Annotated in this window: 1 protein-coding gene; it reads left to right on the top strand. The window is 69.4% G+C overall.

Going from position 1 to position 24,716, the window contains the following annotated elements:
• Nucleotides 1-41: 41 nt before the first annotated feature.
• Complete coding sequence (locus tag E4T13_RS30920) at nt 42-24,713, top strand: LamG-like jellyroll fold domain-containing protein (RefSeq protein ID WP_137180351.1); 24,672 nt, start codon at nt 42-44, stop codon at nt 24,711-24,713.
• Nucleotides 24,714-24,716: the final 3 nt, after the last annotated feature.

Below are 24,716 nucleotides of genomic sequence, written 5' to 3'. Positions count from 1 at the left end.
ATTCCAGCCGGCGGCACCAGCATGACGTGCGGGGTGATCCGATGGCGCGGGACCAAATCCACCAGCCGATGGAGAATCCCGGGCAGGATGTCCGTGGAAGGCGCCGCTGGCGCGCCGGCCAGGAAGGCCGAAAGCCGGCGAAGGGCAGCGCGAAGCCCAGGGCGGATCGCCGCCTGCTGCTCGAATCGCTCGAGCCGCGGGTGCTGCTCTCGGCCGATCTCGACCTGCTCGGCACCACCGCGCTCACCTCCTCGCTGAACACGCCGGCGCCGACGGTGGATCTCGGCGGGTCGAACGACGCCAGCGACTACGACATCGCCATCACCCCGCAGAATGGCGACCCGATCAGCGCGCCGGTGATCTCCGGCACCCTCGACGTGCCCGGCGAGACGGACCGCTTCAGCTTCACCCTGACCGAGGCCAAGCGCGTCGTCTTCGACGGGCTGACGAACCGCAGCGACATCCTGTGGTCGCTGACCGGACCGCAGGGCGCCGAGGTCAGCGGCCGTCGCTTCGACCTCTCGGATGGCAGCAACTACACGAACAACATCGGCGGATCGCCGATCCTGACGCTGGAGGCCGGCGACTACATCCTGAGCGTGGACGGCAACGGCGCGGCGACGGGCGACTATGCCTTCCGCCTGCTGGACATGCAGCAGAGCCGGCAGATCACCTATGGCGAGAACGTCACGGGCTCTCTGACGGAAGCGGATTACAGCGAGAGCTTCCAGTTCACCGCCGCGGCGGGCGACCAGGTCTATCTGCAGCGCACGGCGCTGGGCGGCGCCGGCGGATCGCGCCCGGCCTGGAGGCTGGTGGGCGAGGGTGGCGAGGTCGTCTTCGTCAACAACAACTTCGACGATCCCGGCACGGTCACGCTGGCGGCCGGCGGGCTCTACACGCTGCTGCTGGAAGGCCAGGTCAACAACGCCGGCGCCGCGATCACCTACGGCTTTACGGTCCACCTCGCCTCCACGGACACGGTGCCGCTGACGCTCGGCCAGGCGGTGATCGGCGAGATCGAGCAGCCCGGAAGGACGGACGCCTACAGCTTCACGCTGGGCGCGCCGGCGAAGCTCTATTTCGATTCGCTCGCCAATGACGGCGGCAAGACCTGGACGCTGGTCGGGCCACGCGGCGTGGAGGTGGACAGCCGGCGGCTGGACCAGTCCGACGGCAGTGCGATCAGCGGTTCGCCGCTGCTCGACCTTGTGGCGGGCGACTACACGCTGACGGTGCAGGGCACCGATGCGAATACCGGGCGCTACGGCTTCCGACTGCTCGACCTGGCGCAGGGCACGGATATCGCACCTGGCACGGCGGTGTCCGGCACGCTGGACGATCTGGGCTATGGCCCGACGCTGATGCGGGCGATCTCCGACGCGCCGATCGTCTATCCCGACGGCACGACGAATCGCGCGCTGCAGAGCATCGGCACAGTGGCCTATGCCGGCGTGCCGGACGATGCCGTGCTGAAGCCGGCGCAGATCACGCTGGAAGCCTGGGTCAAGCGCGACGCGAACGCGCCGCAATGGGCCTCGGTCGCGATGAAGAGCAGCACCTCCAGCTGGAACGACGGGTACGGGCTGCACTACACCAGCGACGGCTACATCAACTTCTTCGTCAACAACTACACCAACGTCCGGGTCCGCGCCCTGCTGCCGGCGAATGACTGGACGCATGTGGCCGGCACCTATGACGGCACCGCGCTGCGGCTGTTCATCAACGGCGAGGAGGCGCAGTCCTTCGCCTATACGCAGCCGATCAACCACAGCAGCGCCGAGCTGCGCCTCGGCTCCGGCAGCGGCAGCGACTATCCGTGGCGCGGCGCGATCGACGACATCCGGCTGTGGAGCGTCGCGCGCACGGCCGCCGAGATCCAGGCCAGCCTGGGCGCGCCGCTGGAGGGCGACGAGGCGGGGCTCGCGGCCTATTGGAAGCTGGACGAGGCCGCCGGCCCGCTGGTGGCGGATTCCGGCCCGAATGGCCAGGACGCGACGCTGATCGGGCTGGGGCGGGAGACGCGGGTGTTCCGCTTCGAGGCGGAGCGCGGCGACCAGATCCTGCTGGACGCCACCACATCCTCCTCCGGGCTGTATTGGCGGCTGTTCGATCCCTCCGGCCGGGAGCTGGTGGACCAGAGCTTCACCGACGTGACGCGCAGCCTGGTGCTGGCCGGCACCTACACGCTGATCGTTGAAGGCCAGATCGGCAATGCGCGTCCGGCCGGCTTCGGCTTCACCCTGGTGGACCAGGGCAACACGCCGGTCGAGGCCTTCACCGGCGATGCGCTGACGCTCGGCACGCGGGTGGATGGCAGCATCGCGGTGGCGGGCGAGGTGGATTCCTGGCTGTTCACCACGAGCGGGCCGACGCGCCTCTATCTCGACAGCCTGACCAACAACAGCGTCCTGCGCATCGCTCTGGAAGGGCCGCGCGGGGTCGAGTTCTCCGACCATCCGATGTCCAGCGGCGACCGCTTCATCGAGCTGCCGCTGGGCGGCGAGTACCGGCTGACGGTGCGCGCGACCGGGACGAATACCGGGACCTATGCCTTCACCCTGCTCGACTTCGCCGATGCGACCGAGATCGCCTATGGCGAGGAGGTGACGCATGTCGGCGCGCAGAACAACGCCGCGGCGATCTACCGCTTCGAGGGCAGCGCGGGCGACCGCATCTTCTTCAACGCCACCCAGAACGCGACCTGGTGGACGAATTGGCGGCTGTTCGACCCCTGGGGCCGCCAGGTGTTCTACACCGATTTCGGCGACAACGGGCCGCGCAACCTGCCCTTCGACGGCACCTACACGCTGGTGATGGAAGGCGAGGTCCACCAGGGCGGCACGGGCACGGTCTTCAAGTTCCGCCTGGAGGAGATCGCCGACAAGGCGGAGGCGCTGGTGCTTGGCGCCGGCGTCGCGGACAGCATCGACATCCCCGGCCAGGCCGCGCGCTACAGCTTCGAGCTGACCGAGGAGACGGCGCTCTACTTCGACTCGCTGACCAATGACGGGAACCTGCGCTGGACGCTGACGCGGCCGGGCATGACGCTGGTGAGCGGGCGCGCCTTCAGCTCCGCCGACCTGCCCTTCGTGGCCGGCCCCGGCGAATACACGCTGACGGTCTATCGCGACGGCGACGGCACCGGCGCGTTTGCCTTCCGCCTGCACGACCTGGACACGGCGACGCCGATCGAATTCGGCGAGACGGTGACGGTGACCAACACGCCGGCCCGCAGTGCCAGCTTCTACAGCTTCGAGGCGGAGGCGGGCGACCGCATCTTCTTCAACGCGCTGCGCAACGCGCTCTGGTGGACCGACTTCCGCCTGATCGATCCGCAAGGGCGGCAGATCCGCCAGCAGGATTTCGGCGATGGCGGGCCGCTGACGCTGGATGTCGCCGGCCGCTACACGGTGGTGATCGAGGGCGAGGTCCACATCAACGACGCGACCGCACGATTCGCCTTCGCGATCAACAAGGTGGTGGACGCGCAGGAGCCGGTCGTCATCGCCGCGTCCGGCGGCAGCGGACCGATCGCGGCGGAGGGCAAGGTGGGCGGCGCGCTGACCTTCGCCGGCGCGGAATACGCCACCGTGCCGGACGGCGCGAGCACGGACCTGCGCGACAGCCTCACCGTCGAGTTCTGGCTGCGCTACGACCACACCACGACGACCTGGACGCCGCTGGTGATCAAGGCGGTCGATCCCAACCCGGTGGATACGCGCACCTATTCCTTCTGGCTGAACGACAACGGCTACATCCACTTCACGACCACCGATTCGGGCGGCCAGCAGGAGCTGAATTCCGCCAATGGCTCCGTGGCGCGCAACGAATGGGTGCATGTCGCGGGCGTGATCGACCGCGCCACGGGCGAGATGCGCCTGCTGCTGAACGGCGAACAGGTGGCGAGCCGGACGATCCGCACCACCCAGGCGGTGACGCATGACGGGCCGCTGTTCATCGGCGGAAGCCCGACGACCGCGCTGCTGCATGGCACGATCGACGAGCTGCGCCTGTGGTCCGTCGCGCGGAGCAACGTCGACATCGCCGCCGACATGGGCGAGGCGTTGCAGGGCGACGAGGACGACCTCGCGCTCTACATTCCGATGGAAGACGGCAGCGACCCGGCAACGCTCGCCGATCTCGGGCCTTCGGGCACCGATGCCACGGTGTTCGACGGGCGCGAAGGCGTGGCCGGGCTGATCGTCGGGCGGCTGGAATCGCCGGGCGGGACGCGCCAATACACGTTCACCCTCGCCAGCGACGCCCTGCTCTACTTCGACACGCTCACCAACAACGACAGCGCGACCGTCACGGTCGCCGGTCCCGGCGGGCTCGGCTTCTCGCGCAACCTGCGCAACGGCGACAGCCACGATTTCGGCAGCGGCAATCCGGTCTACGCCGCCATCGCCGGCGACTACACCATCACCGTGGATGGCACCGGCGACAGCACCGCGCCCTATGCCTTCCGCATCCTCGACCTGAAGAACGCCCCGACCGTCGCCTATGACACGGTGGTGTCCGTCCCGGCGCGGGTCGGGGACAGCACGGACATGTTCCGCTTCGACGCGACCGCGGGCGACCGCGTCTTCCTCGACCTGCTTTCCTCCAGCCGGGCGGATTGGCAGGCGAGCTGGCGCGTGTTCGACCCGCTGGGGCGGCAGGTGCTGGGCCTGACCAGCCTCAACGACGTCGAGCCGCTGACACTCGGCATGACCGGCGCCTATACGGTGCTGGTCGAGGGCCGCACGGCCTATCCGGCGCCCTTCTCATACGCCTTCCGGCTGCGCCAGGCGGTGGACGAGTCGGTGCCCGCCGTCTTCGGCACCAATCCCCAGCCCGGCCCGCTCCGGACCGAGGGGCAGATCGACGGCGGGCTGCAGTTCACCGGCGCGGATGCGCTTGCGGTGGATGGCGACGGCACCGACCAGACCGGCAACCTGACGATCGAAGCGTGGGTGAAGCTGGACGAGTTCAGCGACACCTGGTCGACGATCTTCTACAAGGGCAATGGCGACACCGCGCATCGCAGCTACTCGCTGTGGGTGAACGCCAACGGCTCCCTGTATCTCGGCACACGGGATGCCAGCAACGAGCAGGGTGCGCAGACCGCCGCCGGCGTGATGCAGCTCGGCGTCTGGACGCATGTCGCGGCGGTGATCGACCGCAGCAGCGGGCAGTTGCGCATCGTGGTGGACGGCGTCGAGCGCATTGCCGGGGCGGTGCGCGCCGGCCCGGCGGTGAGCTCGACGGAGCCGCTGCTGATCGGGCGCAGCAGCGAGACCGCGTCCAGCTACGACTTCCTGCGCGGCACGGTGGATGAGGTGCGGCTGTGGAACGTCGCGCGCAGCACCGCCGACATCGCAGCCGCCCGGAATTCCGCGCTCGCCACGCCGCAAACCGGGCTGGTGATGCGCCTCGGCCTCGACGAGGACAGCGGCGATGCGGCCCTCGATTCCAGCGGCGGCGGCAATGACGGCGTCCTGCAGCGCTTCAACGCCGATGGCTTCACCGGCCGGATCGCCCATGCCGGGCAGCGCGACAGCTTCACCTTCACGCTGGATTCGGACCGCACCCTGCTGCTGGATATCCTGTCTCCGTACAGCAGCGATTTCTACCTGTCCCTGACGGGGCCGCGCGGCACGGAATTCTCAAGCTGGCGCTTCGACAACACCGACAGCGGCGCCTTGGGTGGCAGCCGCCTGCTGAACCTGGCGGCGGGCGACTACACGGTGACGGTGGACGCCGCCGGCCAGGCGACCGGCTGGTACAATTTCCGCTTCGTCGACCTGGCGGAGGCGACGCCGGTCACCATCGGCACGAGCTTCTCCGGCGCCCTGGTGCCGGGCAGCGAGACGCAGCTCTTCGCCTTCGAGGCGACAGCGGGCGAGCGCGCCTGGCTCGATCACCTCGGCTACACCAACAGCACCTATGTGCGGCTGTACGATCCGACCGGCCGGCTTGTGCTCGGGCAGACGGCGATCAGCTCCCTGCCCAACAACGGCGCGATCAGCTTCGCCGCGACCGGCACCTATGTGCTGGCGGTGGAGGGGTATCCGGGGGAGGGCGTTCGGCAGACCTTCAGCCTGATATTCGATCCGATCGAGGACCAGGATCTCGCGCTGACGCTCGGCGCCAGCGTGAATGGCGCGATCGAGCATCGCGGTCAGGTGGACCGCTACAGCTTCACCGTCGCCGACGAGACCTTCGTCATTTTCGACGCGCTGACCGATACTTCCAATCTCAGCTGGACGCTGTCCACGCCCGGCTACACGCCGGTCTCGGGCCGCGGCTGGCAGGCTTCGGATTCCGAGAATTTCGGCGGATCACCCGCCATTCGCCTGCTGCCCGGCACCTACACGCTGACGGTGGATGCCAGCAACGACGCCATGCCGGGCTATGGCTTCCGCCTGCTCGAACTCGGCGCCGGAACGGCGATGACGCTCGACACGGTCGTCACCGGCACGCTCTCGCCGGGTGCGCAGACCGCGATGTACACCTTCGAGGGCGATGCGGGCCAGCGCCTGCGCTTCGACCGCGACACGCTCTCCTCCGGCAGCCCGAAGGTGCGCGTGCTGGACGAGCTCGGCCGCCAGGTGTTCGGCCTTGCGGAATTCTCGGACGGCGCCTTCTTCACCCTGCCGATGGACGGCACCTATAGCGTGCTGATCGAGGGCCGCCGCTACGAATCCGGCGACATCAATTTCGGCTTCGCGCTGCGGCCGGATTCCCAGCCCGCGCGCAACGGCCAGACCACGCAGGATTTCGGCAGCGAAGTCGCCGCGATGGACGGCGAGGGGACGGGCATCCCCTATGTGCTCGCCAGCTACGACGCGCCTGGCGCGACGCTGGTGGCGGATGGCAATGGTGGCTACGCGCTGCGGCTGACGGCCGCGGAGACCGGCGTCAGCCGCAACAGTGTCGGCTTCACCGCCACCGCCGACGGACCGCATGACAGCGTGACCGTCGGTTTCGACCTGCGGATGATCCCCTCCGCCGCCGGTCGCAACACCTCCGGCGACGGGATGGGCTTCGCCCTGTTGCCGACGCGGCTCTATGGCCCCGCGGGCTCCGCGCCCGATTTCAGCGAGGAGCCGAACCTGGCGGGCGCGCTGGGTATCGGCTTCGACATCGTCAACAACGGCGAGGTCGGCAACAACCACGTCTCGCTGCACTACAACGGCAGCGAGATCGGCGAATACGCCGTGAACATCGCGACGCTCGACCTCGCGGGGGGGCAGTTCTTCGGCGTGAGCGTGGCGGTGCAGCGTGCCGTCGGCGGCAGCCGCGTGACGGTCTCGCTGACCACGCCGGACGGCAGCACGACGATCACGCCCATCAACAACGTCTTCGTCGGCGGGCTGTTCCTCGAGACCAGCCGCGTCGCCTTCGCCGCCCGCAACGGCGGCTGGACGGCGCATCACGACCTCGACAACGTCAGCGTCGCGACCACGCCCTCCACCGAGGTGCCGCTGCCCTTCGCGCTGGGTGCGACGACCGGCAGCGCGGAAGTGCTCGCGGCGAACGGCATCGCCACCTTGCCGGTCGGCGGCGTGTTCCGCCACACGATCACGCTGGCCGCGGACGCCACGGTGCTGATGGATTGGCAGGGCACGGACAGCCAGCCGGTCTGGACGCTGACCGGTCCCGATGGGGTGGTTTCCGCGCGGCGCGCCGACGGCACCGATTCCTACGACGGCTACGAGGCGCTGCCGATGGCGCTGAAGGCCGGCACCTATGTGGTGACCGTCGCCGGGCTGCCGAACGCCAGCAGCACCTATCGTTTCCGCCTGCTCGACCTCGCTTCGGCGACGCCGATCACGCCCGGCACGGCGGTGACCGGCACCGCGCTGAACCCGGGCAACGAGAACGACCTCTACAGCTTCACCGCTTCGGCCGGCGACCGCTTCTACTTCGACGCGACGAATACGGGCTGGGACAGCTACTGGCGCCTGTTCGGGCCGAACGGGCAACTAGTGACGTGGCGCAACCACACCTACTCCGATGCGGGCCCGTTCAGCGTGCCGCTGGACGGCACCTATGTGCTGGCGATCGAGGGGCGCTACTACAACACGGCCGCCAACACCTACAGTTTCAACCTGCGCCCCGTGATCGACGAGACAACGGCGCTGACGCTGAACACGCGGGTGGACGCGACCATCGCGCATCCCGGCCAGTCGGACCGCTACACCTTCACGCTGGACAGCGCGACGCTGCTGTATCTCGACACCTTCACCAACCGCTCCGACATCCGCTACTACCTGGATGGGCCGAATGGCGAGCGGATCGGCTGGCAGTATTTCTCGAACAGCGACCTGAACCAGAATGGCGCGGCCTTCCTCGCGGCCGCGGGCGACTGGACGCTGACGATCTATGGCGATGGTGAGGCGACGGGCGCCTACGGCTTCCGCCTGCTCGATCTCTACGATCCCACGGTGTTCACCACGGTGACGCCCGGCACGCCGGTTTCCGCGACCCTCAACCCGTACAACGAGACAGACGCGTATCGCTTCTCCGGCAACGCCGGCGATCGCCTGTTCTTCAACGTGACGCAGCAGCCGAGCGCCTATTGGCGGCTGATCGACCAGTGGGGCCGGCAGTTGTTCCGCGAGGATTTCTCCGACCGCGGCATCATCACCCTACCAAGCAGCGGCACCTTCACGCTGCTGGTCGAGGGCTATCCCTACAACACGGGCAGCGCGAGCTACGGCTTCAACCTGCAGCCGGTCACCGACACCACGGCGCCGGTCGTGGTGGACGAGGTGGTCGCCGGCGCGCTGCAGCATGCCGGCCAGACGGCCTTCTTCACCTTCAGCCTGGCCGAGGCAAAGACGATCTACCTCGACACCATCGCGAATGCGGTGGATGCGGGCTGGTCCGACCAGGTGCTGCGCTGGTCGCTGACCGGGCCGAACGGCTTCGTCACCGAGCGGACCTGGAGCTACGGCAATGGCAGCCCGTTCGGCGCCGGCAACCCGTCGCTGACACTGCCGCCGGGCGAGTACAGCCTGGCCGTGCGCGCCAGCAACGACCGCATCGGCGCCTTCAGCTTCCGGCTGGTGGATTTGGCCGCGGTGGAGGAGCTGACGCTCGGTTCCCCGGTGACCGGCACGCTCACCCCCGGCAGCGAGGCCGACATCTACAGCTTCCAGGCCACCGCAGGCGACCGCTTCTATTTCGACGGCCAGCAATGGGACACCAGCAACACGTATTGGCGGCTGATCGGCCCCTATGGCGAGGTGCGCTTCGGCCAGAGCATCTCGACCGATGAGGACACGCTGACCCTCACCGAAACCGGCACCTACCTGCTGATGATCGACGGGCACCCGGTGGATGCCGGGGCCAACCGCAACTACCGTTTCGGGATCTACGCGAATCCCATCCAGGCGCCGGTGCGCATCTCCTCGCTGGAAGCGGTGCCTTCGCCGGACCTGGTGGTGGAGAACGTCGTCGTCGCGCCGGTGGGCAGCGACGTGCAGTCCGGCGGCGACATCACCGTGAGCTGGCGCGATTCCAACATCGGTGCTTTGCCTGCGGGCGTCGCGTGGTCCGACCGCGTGATCGTGCGCCGCGTGGACACCGGCGAGATCCTGGCCAGCGTGGTGCTGCCCTACACGCCGGGCGGCGCCGGGCTTGCCGCAGGCGGCTTCGTGGACCGGCAGGCGACGCTGAGCCTGCCGCCGGGCAATCGCGGCGCGGGCGAGCTCACGGTGCAGGTGACGACAGACCTGACCAACGCGCTGGACGAGGAGAATGCGGCCGGCACGGGCGAGAGCAACAACGCGACGCAGGTGGCGCTGACCTCCGCCCTCGCGCCCTATGCCGACCTGACGGTGCAGGGCGTCGCGGCGGTCCCGGCCAGCGGCTGGGCGCCGGGCGATTCCGTGACGGTGAGCTGGACGACGCGCAACGACGGCACGGCTGCGGTGCAGACCGACGTGTCGGAACGCCTGATCCTGCGCAACGCCAGCACCAACCAGCAGATCCTGCTGACCACGCTGACGCTGCCCGCCAGCGCCGGCGCGCCGTTCGGCGCCGGTGAGACGCGCGCGCGCAGCACCACCATCGCGTGGCCTGCGGGCATCTCCTCGACCGGCGTGATCGAGTTCATCGTCGCGACGGACATCACCGACCTCGTCTTCGAAGCCAATCCCGACGGCAATGGCGAGAGCAACAACGCCAGCACGACCTCCATCGTTTCGGCGCCGGATCTTCGTGTCTCCGGCCTGACCCTGGTGAATGCCACGCCGCAATCGGGCGACACGCTGACCATCGAGTGGACGGACGAGAATTTCGGCAATGCCGCCACGCCGCAGGGCTGGGTGGACCGGGTGCGCGTGGTGAACAGCACGACCGGACAGGTGCTGCTCGATACCGCGGTGGCGTACGACTTCGCGGCGCTGGGTGCGCTGGCGCCGGGCGGCAGCGTGCCGCGCAGCTATTCCTTCACGCTGCCGCATGGCGCGGCGGGGGCGGGCAATCTCAGCATCACCGTCACCGCCGACCAGGCGACCAACGGCAGTTCCCAGATCACCGAGGCGCTGCCGGCCGGCAATGCCGAGAACAACAACAGCGCGACCATCCAGCGCAGCGTGGCGCTGCGCGCCTATGCGGACCTGGTACCTTCGGATCTGCTGGCGCCGGATGACGGGCGCGGCGAGGGCACGATCCAGGTCTCCTGGACGGTCACCAACCAGGGCACCGGCGGCACGGACGTCGCAGCCTGGACCGACCTCGTCATCCTCAGCGACGATGCGGTGATCGGCGACGCCGACGACGTGGTGATCGGCACGCATCAGCGCAGCGGCGCGCTCGCCGCGGGCGCGGAGTACGACGTCGTGCTCGACGTCTCGCTGCCGCCGCGGCTGGAGGGGACCTACTACCTCTTCGTGCGCAGCGACAGCGGCGCCGCGGTGCTGGAGCCGGATACGCGCGCGAACAACGTGACAGCGGTGCGGCCCATCGCCATCACCTCGCCCTTCGCCGACCTGACGGTGACGGAGGTGACGGCGCCGGGTCTGGTCTCCAGCGGCGAGCAGGTGACGATCAACTGGACCGTGCTCAACCAGGGCGACGGTGCGACCAGCACCGGCGTGTGGCGCGACCGGGTGTATCTCTCCACCGATGGCACGCTGGATGGCGCGGACACGCTGCTCGGCACCGTGGTGCGCAACGCCTTGCCGCTTGCCCCGGGCGCCGAGAGCGACGGCACGCTGACCGTGACGCTGCCCAACACCATCTCCGGCCAGCGCTACGTGATCGTGCGCACGGACGCGCTGGGCGAGGTCTATGAGAAGGGGCTGACCGGCAACAATGTGGGTGTCTCGACCACGCCCATCACGCTGCAGAGCCCCGACCTGACCGTCACCGACATCGACGTGCCGGCGACGGCGATCCCGGGCCAGCAGCGGGTGATCAGCTGGACGGTGACGAATGCCGGCTTCGGCGACGCCTTCGGCAATTGGACGGACCGCATCCTGATGGTGCGCGACGGCGTGGCCGGCTCCGCCGTGCTCGGCCATGTCACCCGTACGGGTGGCCTTGCGGCGGGCGAGAGCTACACAGCCTCCGGCACCATCACCTGGCCGGCGGTGGCGGATGGCGACTATCGCATCGTCATCGAGAGCGACTACGCCAGCCAGCTTTTCGAGGCGGGCGCGGAGGGCAACAACAGCGCGACCTCGGACGATGTCGTGGCGGTCACGCATCCCGATGTGACGATCCCCACGGTGACGGCGCCGCCGAGCGCGACCTCGGGCCAGACGGTCACCGTGACCTGGACGATGCGCAACGACGGTACGGCGGCAATGCCGGCGAACTGGACGGAGCGCGTGTTCCTGTCGGAGACGCCGACGCTCACCGGCTCCGCCCGCTTCATGGGCGAGCGGACGGGCGCGGCGGGGTTGGCCGCGGGTGGGGAGCTGAACCGCAGCCTCGACATCACGCTGCCGATCGACCTCTCCGGCACCTGGTACGTGATCGTCTCCGGCGATCACTGGAACCAGGTGAATGAGGGGCTGGACGAGGGCAACAACCGCGGCGTCTCGGCCGCCATCGCGGTGACGCAGGCGGCGCTGCCGGACCTGGTGGTCGAGAACCTCGCGCTCAACGGCGCGCCGGCGCTGGAATCGGGCGCCGTGGCGACGGTGAGCTGGACGGTGCGCAACACGGGCGCGGGCGATGCCGCGACCTCCTTCTACGACCGCATCGTCGTGCTGAACGAGACCACCGGCGAGACGCTGGTGAACACCGTGCTGTTCCGCGATGCCGCTTCCCTCGGCGCGATCGCGGCGGGCACCGGCGCGCCGCGGCAGTATCAGTTCACGCTGCCGAACGGCGAACGCGCGGTGGGCGACCTGCGGGTGACGGTCACCACCGACACCTACAACAGCGCCTATGAAGGCGCTGCCGGCAGCGCGCCGGAGACCAACAACACCGCGACGATCACGCGCGCCAGCGTCATGGCGGACTATGCCGATCTGCAGGTGCAGGACCTGGCGGCGTCGCCGGCGACCTGGCGCTCGGGCGACCTGCTGAGCATCACCTGGAACAGCGCGAATGTCGGCGATGCGCCGGCCGCGCCGTATTCCGAGCGTGTCGAGGTGATCAACCAGAGCACCGGGGAGACGCTGCACAGCCAGTATCTCAGCTATCCGGGCTTCGGCGGCGTGGCGAACGCGGCGCTGCCGGCGGGGGAGACGATCGCGCGGCAGGTGAATGTGAAGCTGCCGGATGGCGTGCGCAGCGTGGGCGACATCCTGGTGCGCGTCACCACCGATGCGTTCGCCCAGGTGTTCGAGCGCAGCGGCGGCGTCTCCGGCGAGGGCAACAACGTCGCGACGCTGACGCGCGCGGCGACGCTCGGCGCCTATGCCGACCTGATCATCAGCGACATCACCGCGCCGCCCAATGCGGGCGCGGGCAAGACGGTGCAGCTTTCCTACACCGTGACCAACACCGGCACGGCGGCCGCGACGGGCGCCTGGACCGAGCAGATCTTCCTCTCCGCCGACAATGCCGCCGGCGGCGACACGCTGCTGCGCAGCGACTACGTGCAGAACCAGTCCATCGCCGTCGGCGCCTCCGTCACGCGCACCGTCTCGGTCACCATGCCGGCCTTCGGCGAAGGCGCGCGCTGGTTCGTGGTGCGCGCGGACGCGTCCAACGTGCTGTTCGAGCTCGACGAGCAGAACAACACGGCGGTGGACGACGTTGCGGTGGAGTTGGACCCGAGCCTGACGGTGGCGCTCAGCGTCAATCCGGTCAGCGAAGCGGCGGGCGCCAATGCCAGCACCGGCACGGTGACGCGCAGCGGCGACACCAGCCAGGCGCTGGTGGTGAACCTGGCGAGCAACCGGGCGGAACTGCTGCTGCCGGCGACGGTGACGATCGCGGCCGGGGCCTCCTCGGCGTCGTTCCAGATCGGCGTCACCGACAACAGCCTGGTGGATGGCAGCCGCACCGCGACCGTGACGGCGAGCGCGGGCGGCTATGCCGACGGGCAGGCCAATCTCGGCGTGAACGACAACGACGTGGCGGCGCTGACCGTCACGCTGCCGCCGGCGGCAGGCGAGGGCGAGGGGCAGATCCTCGCCACCATCACGCGCAACACGCCGACGAACACCACGCTCGACGTGACGCTCGGCGTGGACAAGGGCTGGAAGGCGACGGTGCCGACCGGCTTCACCTTCGCGGTCGGCCAGTCCTCCATCCAGATCCCGGTCACGCTGATCGACGACACGATCATCGAAGGTGCGCGCGACGTGCGCATCACCGCGCAGGCGGCGGGCCATGCCACGGGTTCCGCGCTGGTGACGGTGCTGGACAACGACATCCCCGGCATCGAGCTGTCGCTGAGCCAGTCCGCCGTCTCCGAAGGCGCGGGCGCCACGGGCACGACGCTGACCATCCGCCGCGACCTGGCCTCCAGCCAGCCGCTGGAGCTGATCCTTCTCGGCGACCCCACCCAGATGCGCTTCCCGGGCCGGGTGGTGATCGAGGCCGGGCAGACCGAGGTGAATGTCCCGATCGCCATCGAGGACAATGCCCAGGTGGATGGCAACCGGCTCGCGCTGCTGCGCGTGCAGGTCGCCGACAGCGTGCTGAAGGTGCCGGTGCCCGGCACCGCGCAGCAGATCGGCGTGCAGATCCTGGACGATGACGGGCCATCGCTGTCCGTCACCCTGGCGCACAACGTCATCGGCGAGTCCGGCAGCACCACCGGCACCGTGCGGCGCAACACCGGCACCACGGGCGACCTCGTCGTCACGCTGACCAGCGACGATACGACCGAGGCGACGGTGCCCACCACCGTGACGATCCTGGACGGCCAGGATACCGCCACCTTCACCGTGACGGGCGTGATCGACGGCATCTCCGACGGCACGCGGCCGGTGACGCTGCTGGCCTCGGCCGGCGGCTTCAACGCGGGTTCGGCGGGGTTGACGGTGACGGATCGCGACCTGCCGGACCTGCAGGTGACGACCATCGCCCTGCCGACCTCGGTGAAGACCGGGCAGGTGGTGACCGGCACCTTCATGGTGGCCAATCGCGGCCTGGGCGCGGCCAGTGGGTCGTGGGTGGACCGCGTCTACATCTCCTCCGACGTGACGCTCGGCGCGGATGACGTGCTGGTGGCGACCCATGCCGGCGAGCCGCTGGACGTGAACCAGGCCTATGAGCGGACGGTGAACTTCATCGCCGGCACCACCACCGGCACCGTCTACATGATCGTGGTGTCCGATCCGAACAGCGCGCTGGAGGAACTCTCCAACGGCAACAACCAGGCGGTCGGCGCGCTGCAGGTGAACCCGGCCTATCGCGCGACCGTCAGTGCGGAGATCGAGGCCGCGCTGGCGGGCACGCGCATTCCGCTGACCGGCAGCCTGATCGATCCCGACACCGGCAATCCGCCGGCGCCGGGCAATGCCGCCTTCATGTTCAAGCCGGTGACGGTGCAGGTGACGTCCGCGAACGGGAATGTCCGCACGCTGACGACCGTCTCCGACATCAACGGCAACTTCACGGTGGACTTCGTGCCGCTGGCCGGCGAGGCCGGGCGCTACACCATCGCCGCCGACCATCCGGGCGTCACGCAGCGCACGCCGCAGGACAGCTTCGTGCTGATGGCGATGAAGGCGACAAGCTTCCCCGGCGCCATCACCCTGCTGCCCGGCGCGGAGGACGGCTTCGACTTCACCATCGCGAACCTGGCCGACGTGCCGCTGACCGGCCTGGCGATCGCTGTGGAAGGCGCGCCGGACTGGCTCGACATCCAGATCGACCTCGATGACGCGATCGGGCCGGACGGCACGGTGACGGGTTCCGTGCAACTCACGGCCAACCAGGACCTGCAGACCTCCGGCCGGCTCGTCTTCGTGCTGACCACGGCCGAGGGCGTGACGCTGCGCGTGCCGCTGAGCGTCACCGTCACGCCGCTGACGCCACGACTGGTGGCGCAGCCGGGCTTCCTCAACGCCGGCATGCTGCGCGGCGAGCAGACGCTGGTGAGCTTCGAGGTCACCAACAACGGCGGAACCGAGACCGGCCCGCTGACGCTGGTGCTGCCGAACGAGCCCTGGCTGGCCGCGGCGACGCCAACCACCATCGCCTCGCTCGGCGTGGGCGAGAAGACCACCATCACGCTGCGCCTGAACCCGGGCGAGGACCTGCCGCTCGGCCTCTACAAGGGCACGGTGGTGCTGAACGGCGCCCGCACCACGCTCTCCACCGCCTACGAGTTCCGCGCGATCTCCGAGGCGATCGGCGATGCGCGGATCAAGGTGGAGGACGAGTACACCTATTTCGCGGAAGGCAATCCGGGCCTGGCCGGCGCGTCCGTGCGGCTGATCGATCCCTACACCTACCAGGTGATCGCCAGCGGCATCGCCGACGCGGACGGCTATGTGGACTTCACCGGCATCGCGGAGGGCAAGTACATGCTCTCCGTCACGGCGGACAAGCACGACAGCGTGCAGACCGCCTTCGAGATCAAGCCGGGCATCCTGAACGAGACCACCGCCTTCCTGCATCGCCAGGTGGTGACGTACAAGTGGTCGGTCGTGCCGATCGAGGTGGAGGACAAGTACAAGATCGTCCTCGAGACGGTGTTCGAGACGGAAGTGCCAATGCCCGTCGTCACCACGGACACGCCGCGGCTGATGCCGCTGATCGTGCCGGGCGAGACGACGCAGATGGAGATCACGCTCACCAACCACGGGCTGATCCAGGCGGAGCAGGTTCAGATCCGCGTCCCGAACGACCCGGACCTGATCATCACGCCGCTGATCGACATCATCGACGTGCTGCCGGCGAAGAGCTCGGTGACGATCCCGATCACCATCCGCCTGCGAGAAGGCTCGCCGCTCGCGGCGCAGCTCTCGGCCAACGGGTCGAACATGGTGATGCAGACGGGCGACGGCATCATGCCGGCCTCCGCGCTCGACATGCCGATCACCGCGCAGGGCTGGGGCAACGCCATCGCCAAGTGCCTGGGGATCGAGACGGTCTACACCTATGAATGCCAGAACGGGCAGTGGGTGTCGGTGCCGCACAAGCTCGACGCGATCTTCTGCGGCGAGGACATCCTGGGCGCGGGCGGATCCGCGAAGGACTACATCAAGGACCTCATCAAGGATCCGAAGAACGCCAACCCGTCCAACCTGATCTGCGACGCGATCGGCATGATCCTGCAATGCGCGGGCGCGGATGACTGCACGCAGGCCATCGTCTCGACGATCTGCGGCGTCGGCCTCGGCGCGCTCACCGGCGGCTGGGCCGGCGCGGGTGCCGGCCTCGGCGGCGCGCTGGACGACATCCTCGCCTGCCTCTGCAGCCTCGACTGGGGTATCGGCGGTGGCGATGGCGGCGGTGGCGGCGGCGGCGGCGGGGGCGGCGGCGGCTGGGGGATCTATGGCGGCGGGCCGGGTTCGCCCTGGTCGGTGCCGGTGATCTGGGACGGCGGCAGCGTGGCCTGCGGCCCCGGCAGTTCCGACGCGACGGTGCTGGACGCGGATGGCGACCTCTCCGCCACCGCGGCCGGCGTCTGCGCGCAGGTGCGCCTCAAGCTGGAGCAGGAGGCGGTGATCACGCGCACCGCCTTCCTCGGCACGCTGGAGCTGGACAACGGCACGGCGGGCACGTTGGAGGACATTCAGCTCATCCTCGACATCCGCGACGAGAACGGGAATGTCGCGAACGACAAGTTCTTCGTCATCGGCCCCGATGCGGAGAACCTGATCGGCGGACCGGAATTCTGGTCGCTCGCCGCGGGCCAGACCGGCGCGCTGAAATACACCTTCCTGCCGACCACGGATGCGGCGGTGGATGCGCCGACGCGCTACTCCATCGGCGGACGGCTGGTCTACAAGGATGGCGGCAACGTCGTGGACGTGCCGCTGCTCTCCTCCAAGATCACGGTCTATCCGGAAGCGCGGCTGCAGCTCGACTATTTCTGGCAGCGCGACGTCTTCGGCGACGATCCCTTCACCGATCCGGTGGAGCCTTCGGAGCCCTTCGCGCTTGGCCTGCAGGTGACGAACCTGGGCAAGGGCGACGCCAACCGGATGACGATCACCTCCGCGCAGCCGGAGATCATCGAGAACGAGAAGGGCCTGCTGATCGACTTCGAGATCATCAGCAGCCAGGTCGGCAATCAGGCGGCGCAGCCTTCGCTGACCGTGGACCTCGGCAGCATCGCCGCGGGCGCGACCAAGACCGCGCAGTGGAACATGATCTCGTCCCTGCAGGGCAAGTTCATCGACTACAAGGCGAGCTTCGAGCATCTCGACAATTTCGGCGGGCTGCGCACCTCGCTGATCGAGAGCGTGAACATCCACGAGCTGATCCGGCAGGTGGAGGTGAACCACCCGACCAGCGACGACATTCCGGACTACCTGGTCAACGACCTGCCGGATGACGACCACCTGCCGGACACGCTGTACCTCTCCACCGGCGGCAAGGTGCCGGTCAGCGTGGCGCAGAACGTGCAGGTCAGCGGCGGCATGACGCGCACGCTGACGGCGGATGTGGAATCCGGCTGGACGTATCTGAAGGTCGCCGATCCGGGCGCGGGCTTCCGCCTGACGAAGGTGCTGCGGTCCGACGGCACGGAGGTGCCGGTCGGCGACATGGTCTGGCGCACCGACCGCACCTTCAAGCCGGGCGAGCCGGGCGCGACGTACGAGAACCTGCTGCACCTGCTGGATCGGGATTCCACCGGCAGCTACACGCTGTTCTACGCGGTGGACGACAAGGTGCCGCCGGCGATCCTCTCGCTGGAGCAGCCGGCGGCCGTGGTGACCAGCGCGGTCGGCCAGCTCGACGTCACCTTCACCGAGGCGGTGGACCTCGCGACCTTCACGATCGCGGACCTCACGCTGACGCGGAACGGCGTGGCGCTGGATCTCGGCGGCGCGACGATCACGCAGGTCTCGACCAGCGTGTACCGCATCGGCAATCTCGGCGCGCTGACCACGCCCGACGGCAACTATGCGTTGACGCTTGACGGCGCGGGCATCGCGGATGGCGCGGGCAACGCGGCGACCAATGCGAAGACCGTCTCCTGGGCAATGTCCGCGGCCTCCGTCGTGGTCGCCTCGATCCAGACGGTGGAACCCGATCCGCGCAACATCGCGGTCGGCGCGCTGGAGGTGGAATTCTCCCGTGTCATCGACGCCGCGACCTTCGGCGTCGGCGACATCGCGCTGACGCGCGACGGCGAGCCGGTCGAGCTCGACAGCCGCGTGGTGGTGACGCAGCTCAGTGGCACGCGCTTCCGCATCAACGGCCTCGGCACGCTCACAGACCTGCCGGGTGCCTATGCGCTGACCGTCATCGCGGCCGGCGTGGGCGAGGCAGGCACCGGCAATGCCGGCACCGGCCAGCTCAGCGAGACATGGGTCACCGACACCTCCGCGCCGATGGTGCTGGATGTGGAGGATGTCGCGACCAATCCGCGCAACACGGTGATCCTCTCGCTCGACGTCACCTTCTCCGAGGCGATCGACCCGGCGAGCTTCACCGCGGCGGACCTCACGCTGACGCGCAACGGCGGCGCCAACCTGATCGTCGCCGACGACATCGAGCTGACGCAGCTCAGCGAGACGGTGTGGCGCGTCGCCGGGTTCAACTGGGTCTCCGGCCTGGCGGGCGACTACGTGCTGACGGTGAACGGCGCGGGGCTGACGGACCTCGCCGGCAATGCCGGCACGGGGTCCGCCTCCTCCTCCTGGACGATGGATATCGGCGCGCCTCCGGCGGCGACGAACCTGCGCATCACGCCCGATCGCGGCGTGGCGAATGACGACGAGCTCACCAATACGCAGAGCTTCTCGATCCTCGGCGACCTCGCAGAACCGGGTCTGACGGTCCGCTTCTACGACCTGACGACCAGCACCGATCTCGGCCAGGCGGTGGTGAACGGCCTCGCCTTCGAGGGCGCGATCACGCTGAACAGCCCCGGCAAGCACGACATCCGCGTGCGCACCGTGGATGTGGCGGGCAACACCACCGATGCGGTGCTGGCCGTCTTCATCGACGTCTCGGCACCCGCGGTCACCGCCATCCAGCAGGTCACGCCCAACCCGCGCACGACCGGCGTCGCCACGCTGGACGTGACGCTCTCCGAGGCGGTGGACGCGGCGAGCTTCGACGCGCAGGACATCGTGCTGACGCGCGATGGCGTGGCGCTCGATCTCGCCGGCGTGACGGTCACGCTGCTGTCGGGCACCACCTACCGGATCGCCGGGCTGGATGCACTGACCGCCGATGCGGGCGACTACGTGCTGACGGTGGCGGGCGCGGGCCTGCTGGACCGCGCAGGCAATGCCGGCACCGGCAGCGCGACTGCCGCGTGGGAACGGGTTGCGTCCCTGCCCACCGGGATCAACGGCCGCGTCTTCGAGGATTTCGACGCCAATGGCCTGTTCGGCACCAGCGCCTTCGGCACCACCGATATCGGCCTGGAAGGCTGGACGGTGTTCATCGACCTCGACGGCGACAACGCGCTCGATGCCGGCGAGGTCAGCACCACCACCGCGGCGGACGGCACCTATGCCTTCACCGCGCTGACCGCTGGCGACTATGCCATCGTGGCGGAACTGCCGGCGGGCTGGGTCTCCACCGGCCCGGCGACGAACCGCATCGAGCTGACCCTGCTCGCCGAGCAGACGCTGACCAACGCCAACTTCGCGCGCTTCCAGACCGGCAGCATCGGCGGCGTGAAGTTCAACGACCTGGACGGCGACGGCATCCGCGACGCGGGCGAGGAAGGGCTGGAAGGCGTCACGCTCTTCGTGGATCGTGACGGCGACAATGTGCTGGATGCCGACGAGGTCAGCACCGTCACCGCGGCGGATGGCAGCTACGGCTTCACCGGCCTGACCTATGGCACGGTGCGCATCGGGGAGGTCGCGCAGGCCGGCTGGGCGCGCACGACGCCGCCGGTCTCGATGCGCGTGATCAGCGGCTACGAGAACCCGGATGTCGCCATCGGCAATGTCCGCACCGTCTCGATCAGCGGCATGAAGTTCGAGGACCTGAACGGCAACGGCCTGCGCGAGGATGGCGAAGGCGGGGTCGAGGGCTGGACGATCTTCATCGACGCCAATGGCGACGGGGAACTGCAGGAAAGCGAGACGCGCGTGCTGACCGGCGCGGACGGCACCTACAGCTTCACCGGCCTGCTGCCCGGCACCTACATCATCGCCGAGCTGCAGCTTCCGGGCTGGGTGCAGACCACGCCGACCGGCTCCGCGGCGGGCAGCGGCATCGCCGTCAGCCTGGCCGGCTCGGATGTCGAGCTGACGATGGAGGGCTGTTCCTGCGGCGGCACCTGGGCGCTGCCGGACGGGTCCGACATCGTGGATCTCGGCGCGCTCTCCACGCGCGAATCGCGCGACCTGACGGGGCTGACCACGGCGCTATCCGACGCGCGCTTCACCGGCCTGACCGGCGCCGGCGTGCGGACGGTGCTGATCGACACCGGCATCGACGTGGACCATCCCTTCTTCGGGCCGGACACGGATGGCGACGGCGTCTCCGACCGCATCGTCTATCAGTGGGACTTCGCGGACAACGACGCGGATGCGTCGGACGTCGCGAAGGGCCATGGCAGCCACGTGGCCAGCCTGATCGCCAGCGGCGACAGCCGCTACGGCGGCGTGGCGCAGGGCACGGAGCTGATCGTGCTCAAGGTGTTCAGCGACAGCGGCCGTGGCACCTTCGCCAATGTCGAGAAGGCGCTGCAATGGGTGATCGCGAACGCCGAGGCGTGGAATATCGGCGTGATCAACATGTCGCTCGGCGACAACGGGAACTGGAACACCACCATCCCGCGCTACGGCCTGGGCGATGAATTCGCGACGCTGGCGGCGAAGGACATCATCACCGTCGCGGCGGCCGGCAACTACTACAACCAGTACAACGCGATGGGCGTGGCCTATCCGGCGGCGGACCCGGCGGTGCTCTCGGTCGGCGCGGTGTGGTCGGCCGATTTCGGCGGGCCCTGGACGGTGGCGACCGGCGCCACGGACTACACCACCGGCGCCGACCACATCGCCGCCTTCAGCCAGCGCAGCACGGAGCTGCTGGACATCATGGCGCCCGGCGCGCGCTTCAACGGCGCGAATGCCACCGGCGGCGTGCAGACCATGCAGGGCACCAGCCAGGCGGCCGGCTTTGTCTCGGGCGCCGCGGCGCTGTCGCAGCAGCTCGCGCAGCAGGTGCTCGGGCGCAAGCTGACCACGGCGGAATTCGCCACGCTGCTGCAGCGCACCGGGGACATGATCCTCGACGGCGACGACGAGAACGACAACGTCAAGAACACCGGCGCCTATTTCCCGCGCATCCAGTTCACCCGGCTGTTCGAGGAGATACTGACCTTCACCTCCCTGCCGGATGACGGCGGCACTGGCAGCGGCGGCACGGGCGGCGGCGGCACGGGGGGCGGCACCACCCGCCCGCAGCAGGCCGCGGCGCCGGGCGTGCATAGCGTGACGGTGGCGGCAGGCGAGACCCGCACCGATGTCAGCTTCGGCAACTTCAAGCTGGCGACGATGACCGGCTTCGTCTTCCTCGATGCGGACGCCGACGGCGTGCGCGACGCGGGGGAGGATGGGATTGCCGGGCGCACGGTGTTCCTCGACGCCAATGGCAACGGCTCGCTCGACGCCAGCGAGATCGAGGCGCTGACCGACGCAAGCGGTGCCTTCAGCCTCGGCCTGCTCGGGCCCGGCAACTACGCCGTGCGCATGGTCGGCGTGCCGGACTGGGTGATCACCACGCCGCAGCCGGCCACCGGCGCCGCCACCAGCGGCCAGGCGATCACCGTGCTGGTCGGCACGCGCATGATGGGCGCGGAGGTCACGGCCGTGGACGACATGGCCAGCACCAACGAGGACACGGCGCGCGCGATCAACGTGGCGGCGAACGACAGCGGCACGGGCGCGCTCGCCGTCTCGCTCTCCGTCACGCATTCCACGCTCGGCGCGCTGCTGACGCTGCAGCCCAACGGCAACATCCACTACAACCCGAAGGCCTCCGCCACGCTGCAGGCGCTGGCGGCGGGCGAGACGGCGACCGACACCTTCGACTACACGGTGACGGACGCGCTGGGCGGCACGGCGACGGGCACGGTCACCGTCACGGTGCTGGGCACCAATTCCGCGCCGATCGCGCGGCCGAACAACTACACCACGCATGAGGACCGGGCGATGATCCTGCCGGTCCTGCTGAACGACACGGATGCCGATGCGGGGCAGACGCTGTCCATCATCGGCCTGCCGGCGGCCAGCGCGCGCGGTGCGGCGCTGGTGCTGCTGCCGGACGGGCGGGTCGGCTACGACCCGCGCGTCTCGCCGGAACTGCAGCAGATTCCCTTCGGCGGCTCGCTGGTGGACAGCTTCGTCTATCGCATCTCCGACGGTGCGGGCGGCGAGGCGGAGGCGACGGTGACCGTGACGGTGACGGGCCGGCGCGATCCGTTCATCCAGTTCACCACCACCGCCACCGAGGACGGGCAGGTGCTGATCGCCGTGCCGGACGTGACGTTGACCGCGATCGGCAACGTCACCGCGCAGACGGTACCGGTGAGCCTGGTCGGCGGGCAGATCCTGTACGATCCGCGCAACACGCCGCGCGTGCAGAACCTGGCGGAAGGCCAGGTGCTGCTCGACGGTCTGAACATCACCGGCTTCAACAATCTCGGCGAGCCGGTGACCGGGCGCGTCGCGATCCGCATCACCGGTGCGAATGACGCGCCGGGCGCGCGGCGCGTGAACGCCGAGACGGATGCGCTGACGGTTGCCGAGGTGGATGCGGTGGCGGGCGGGTTCGACCGCGACGCCGGCGCGGTGCTGACGCTCGATGCCGTGGCCGCCACCAGCCGTCTCGGCGGCACGGTGACGCTCGTGGACGGCAAGGCGGTGTACGATCCCACCACCTCGGCCGGGCTGCAGGCGCTGCTGTTCGGCGAGACGGCGGTGGACAGCTTCGAGTACACCGTGCGCGACGAGCATGGCGCGACGGCGACCGGCACCGTCTTCGTCACCGTCGCCGGCCGCGCGGACACCACCAACGTGCTGGTGCTGACGCCGCGCAGCACGGATGAGGACACGGTGCTGCGCATGCACACCGGGTCCTGGGCGCTGGAATCGGTCAGCCCGACCACGGGGCTCGGCGCGGCGGTCAGCATCGTCAACGGCAAGGTCAACTACGATCCGCGGCTCTCCCCGGCGATCCAGGCGCTGGATGCCGGCGACAGCGCCGCGGATGTGGTGACCGTCACGCTGCGGGACGGCACCGGCGCGCTGCGCCAGGGCCAGATCGCGGTGACGGTGGCGGGCGTGAACGACGCGCCGCTGGCGCTGCGCGACGTTGCCGCGGTGCGCGCCGACCAGGCCACGCCGATCGACGTGCTGGCCAATGACCGCGACGCCGATGCGGCGTCGGTGCTGAGCATCACCGGTCTGGCCCCGGCCAGCGCGGGCGGCGCGGCGCTCAGCGTGGTGGCCGGCAAGGTGGTGTACGACCCGACCGGCACGGCCGCCTTCCAGGCCCTGCCGCTCGGCGCGACGCTGACGGACAGCTTCGAGTACACCGTCACGGACGAGCATGGCGCCACCTCCGTCGCCACCGTCACCGTCACGGTGGTGGGACGGAACAACGCGCCGGTGGCGGTGGCGGACAATGCCGCCGCGACCTCGCAGGCGCCGGTGACGATCGCGGTGATGGAGAACGACAGCGACGTGGATGACGGCGCCGTCCTCACCATCTTCGAGGCGCAGACCACCAGCCAGCTCGGCGCGGCGATCAGCATCAACCCGGACGGGACGGTCACCTATGACCCGACCGCCTCTGCGACGCTGGCCGCGATGGCGCCGGGCGCGGTGCGCACCGACCGCTTCACCTACACCATCACGGACGAGCATGGCGCGCGGCGCACGGCGTGGGTGCGGGTGACGGTGACCGGGGCGGCGCCGGCGCCCGCATCCTCCACCCTGCTTCCGGCGTCCACGCCGACTGCGCGGATGGCGGCGGCGCTGCCGGAGGAGGAGGAGTTCGTGGTGGACCTCGCGGCCGAATTCTCCGGCTTCGAGGCGCCGGTGCAGAGCGCGGCGGGCGTCTCCTCCTGGCAGGTGGGCTTCGTGGCCGAGGGGGCGGAACCCGAGGATCCGAACCGCGGCATCGAGGTCGTCATCGGCCAGGTGGCCTGAGGC

The organism is Roseomonas sp. AR75 (assembly GCF_005222815.1).
Classification (GTDB): Bacteria; Pseudomonadota; Alphaproteobacteria; order Acetobacterales; family Acetobacteraceae; genus Falsiroseomonas.
Note: the sequence above shows the minus strand (reverse complement) of the source record. Positions and strands in the feature narration are given on the sequence as shown.

Coding starts and splice junctions, on each gene's coding strand:
- E4T13_RS30920 (WP_137180351.1), top strand. CDS start 42: ATGGCGCGGGACCAAATCCACCAGCCGATGGAGAATCCCGGGCAGGAT.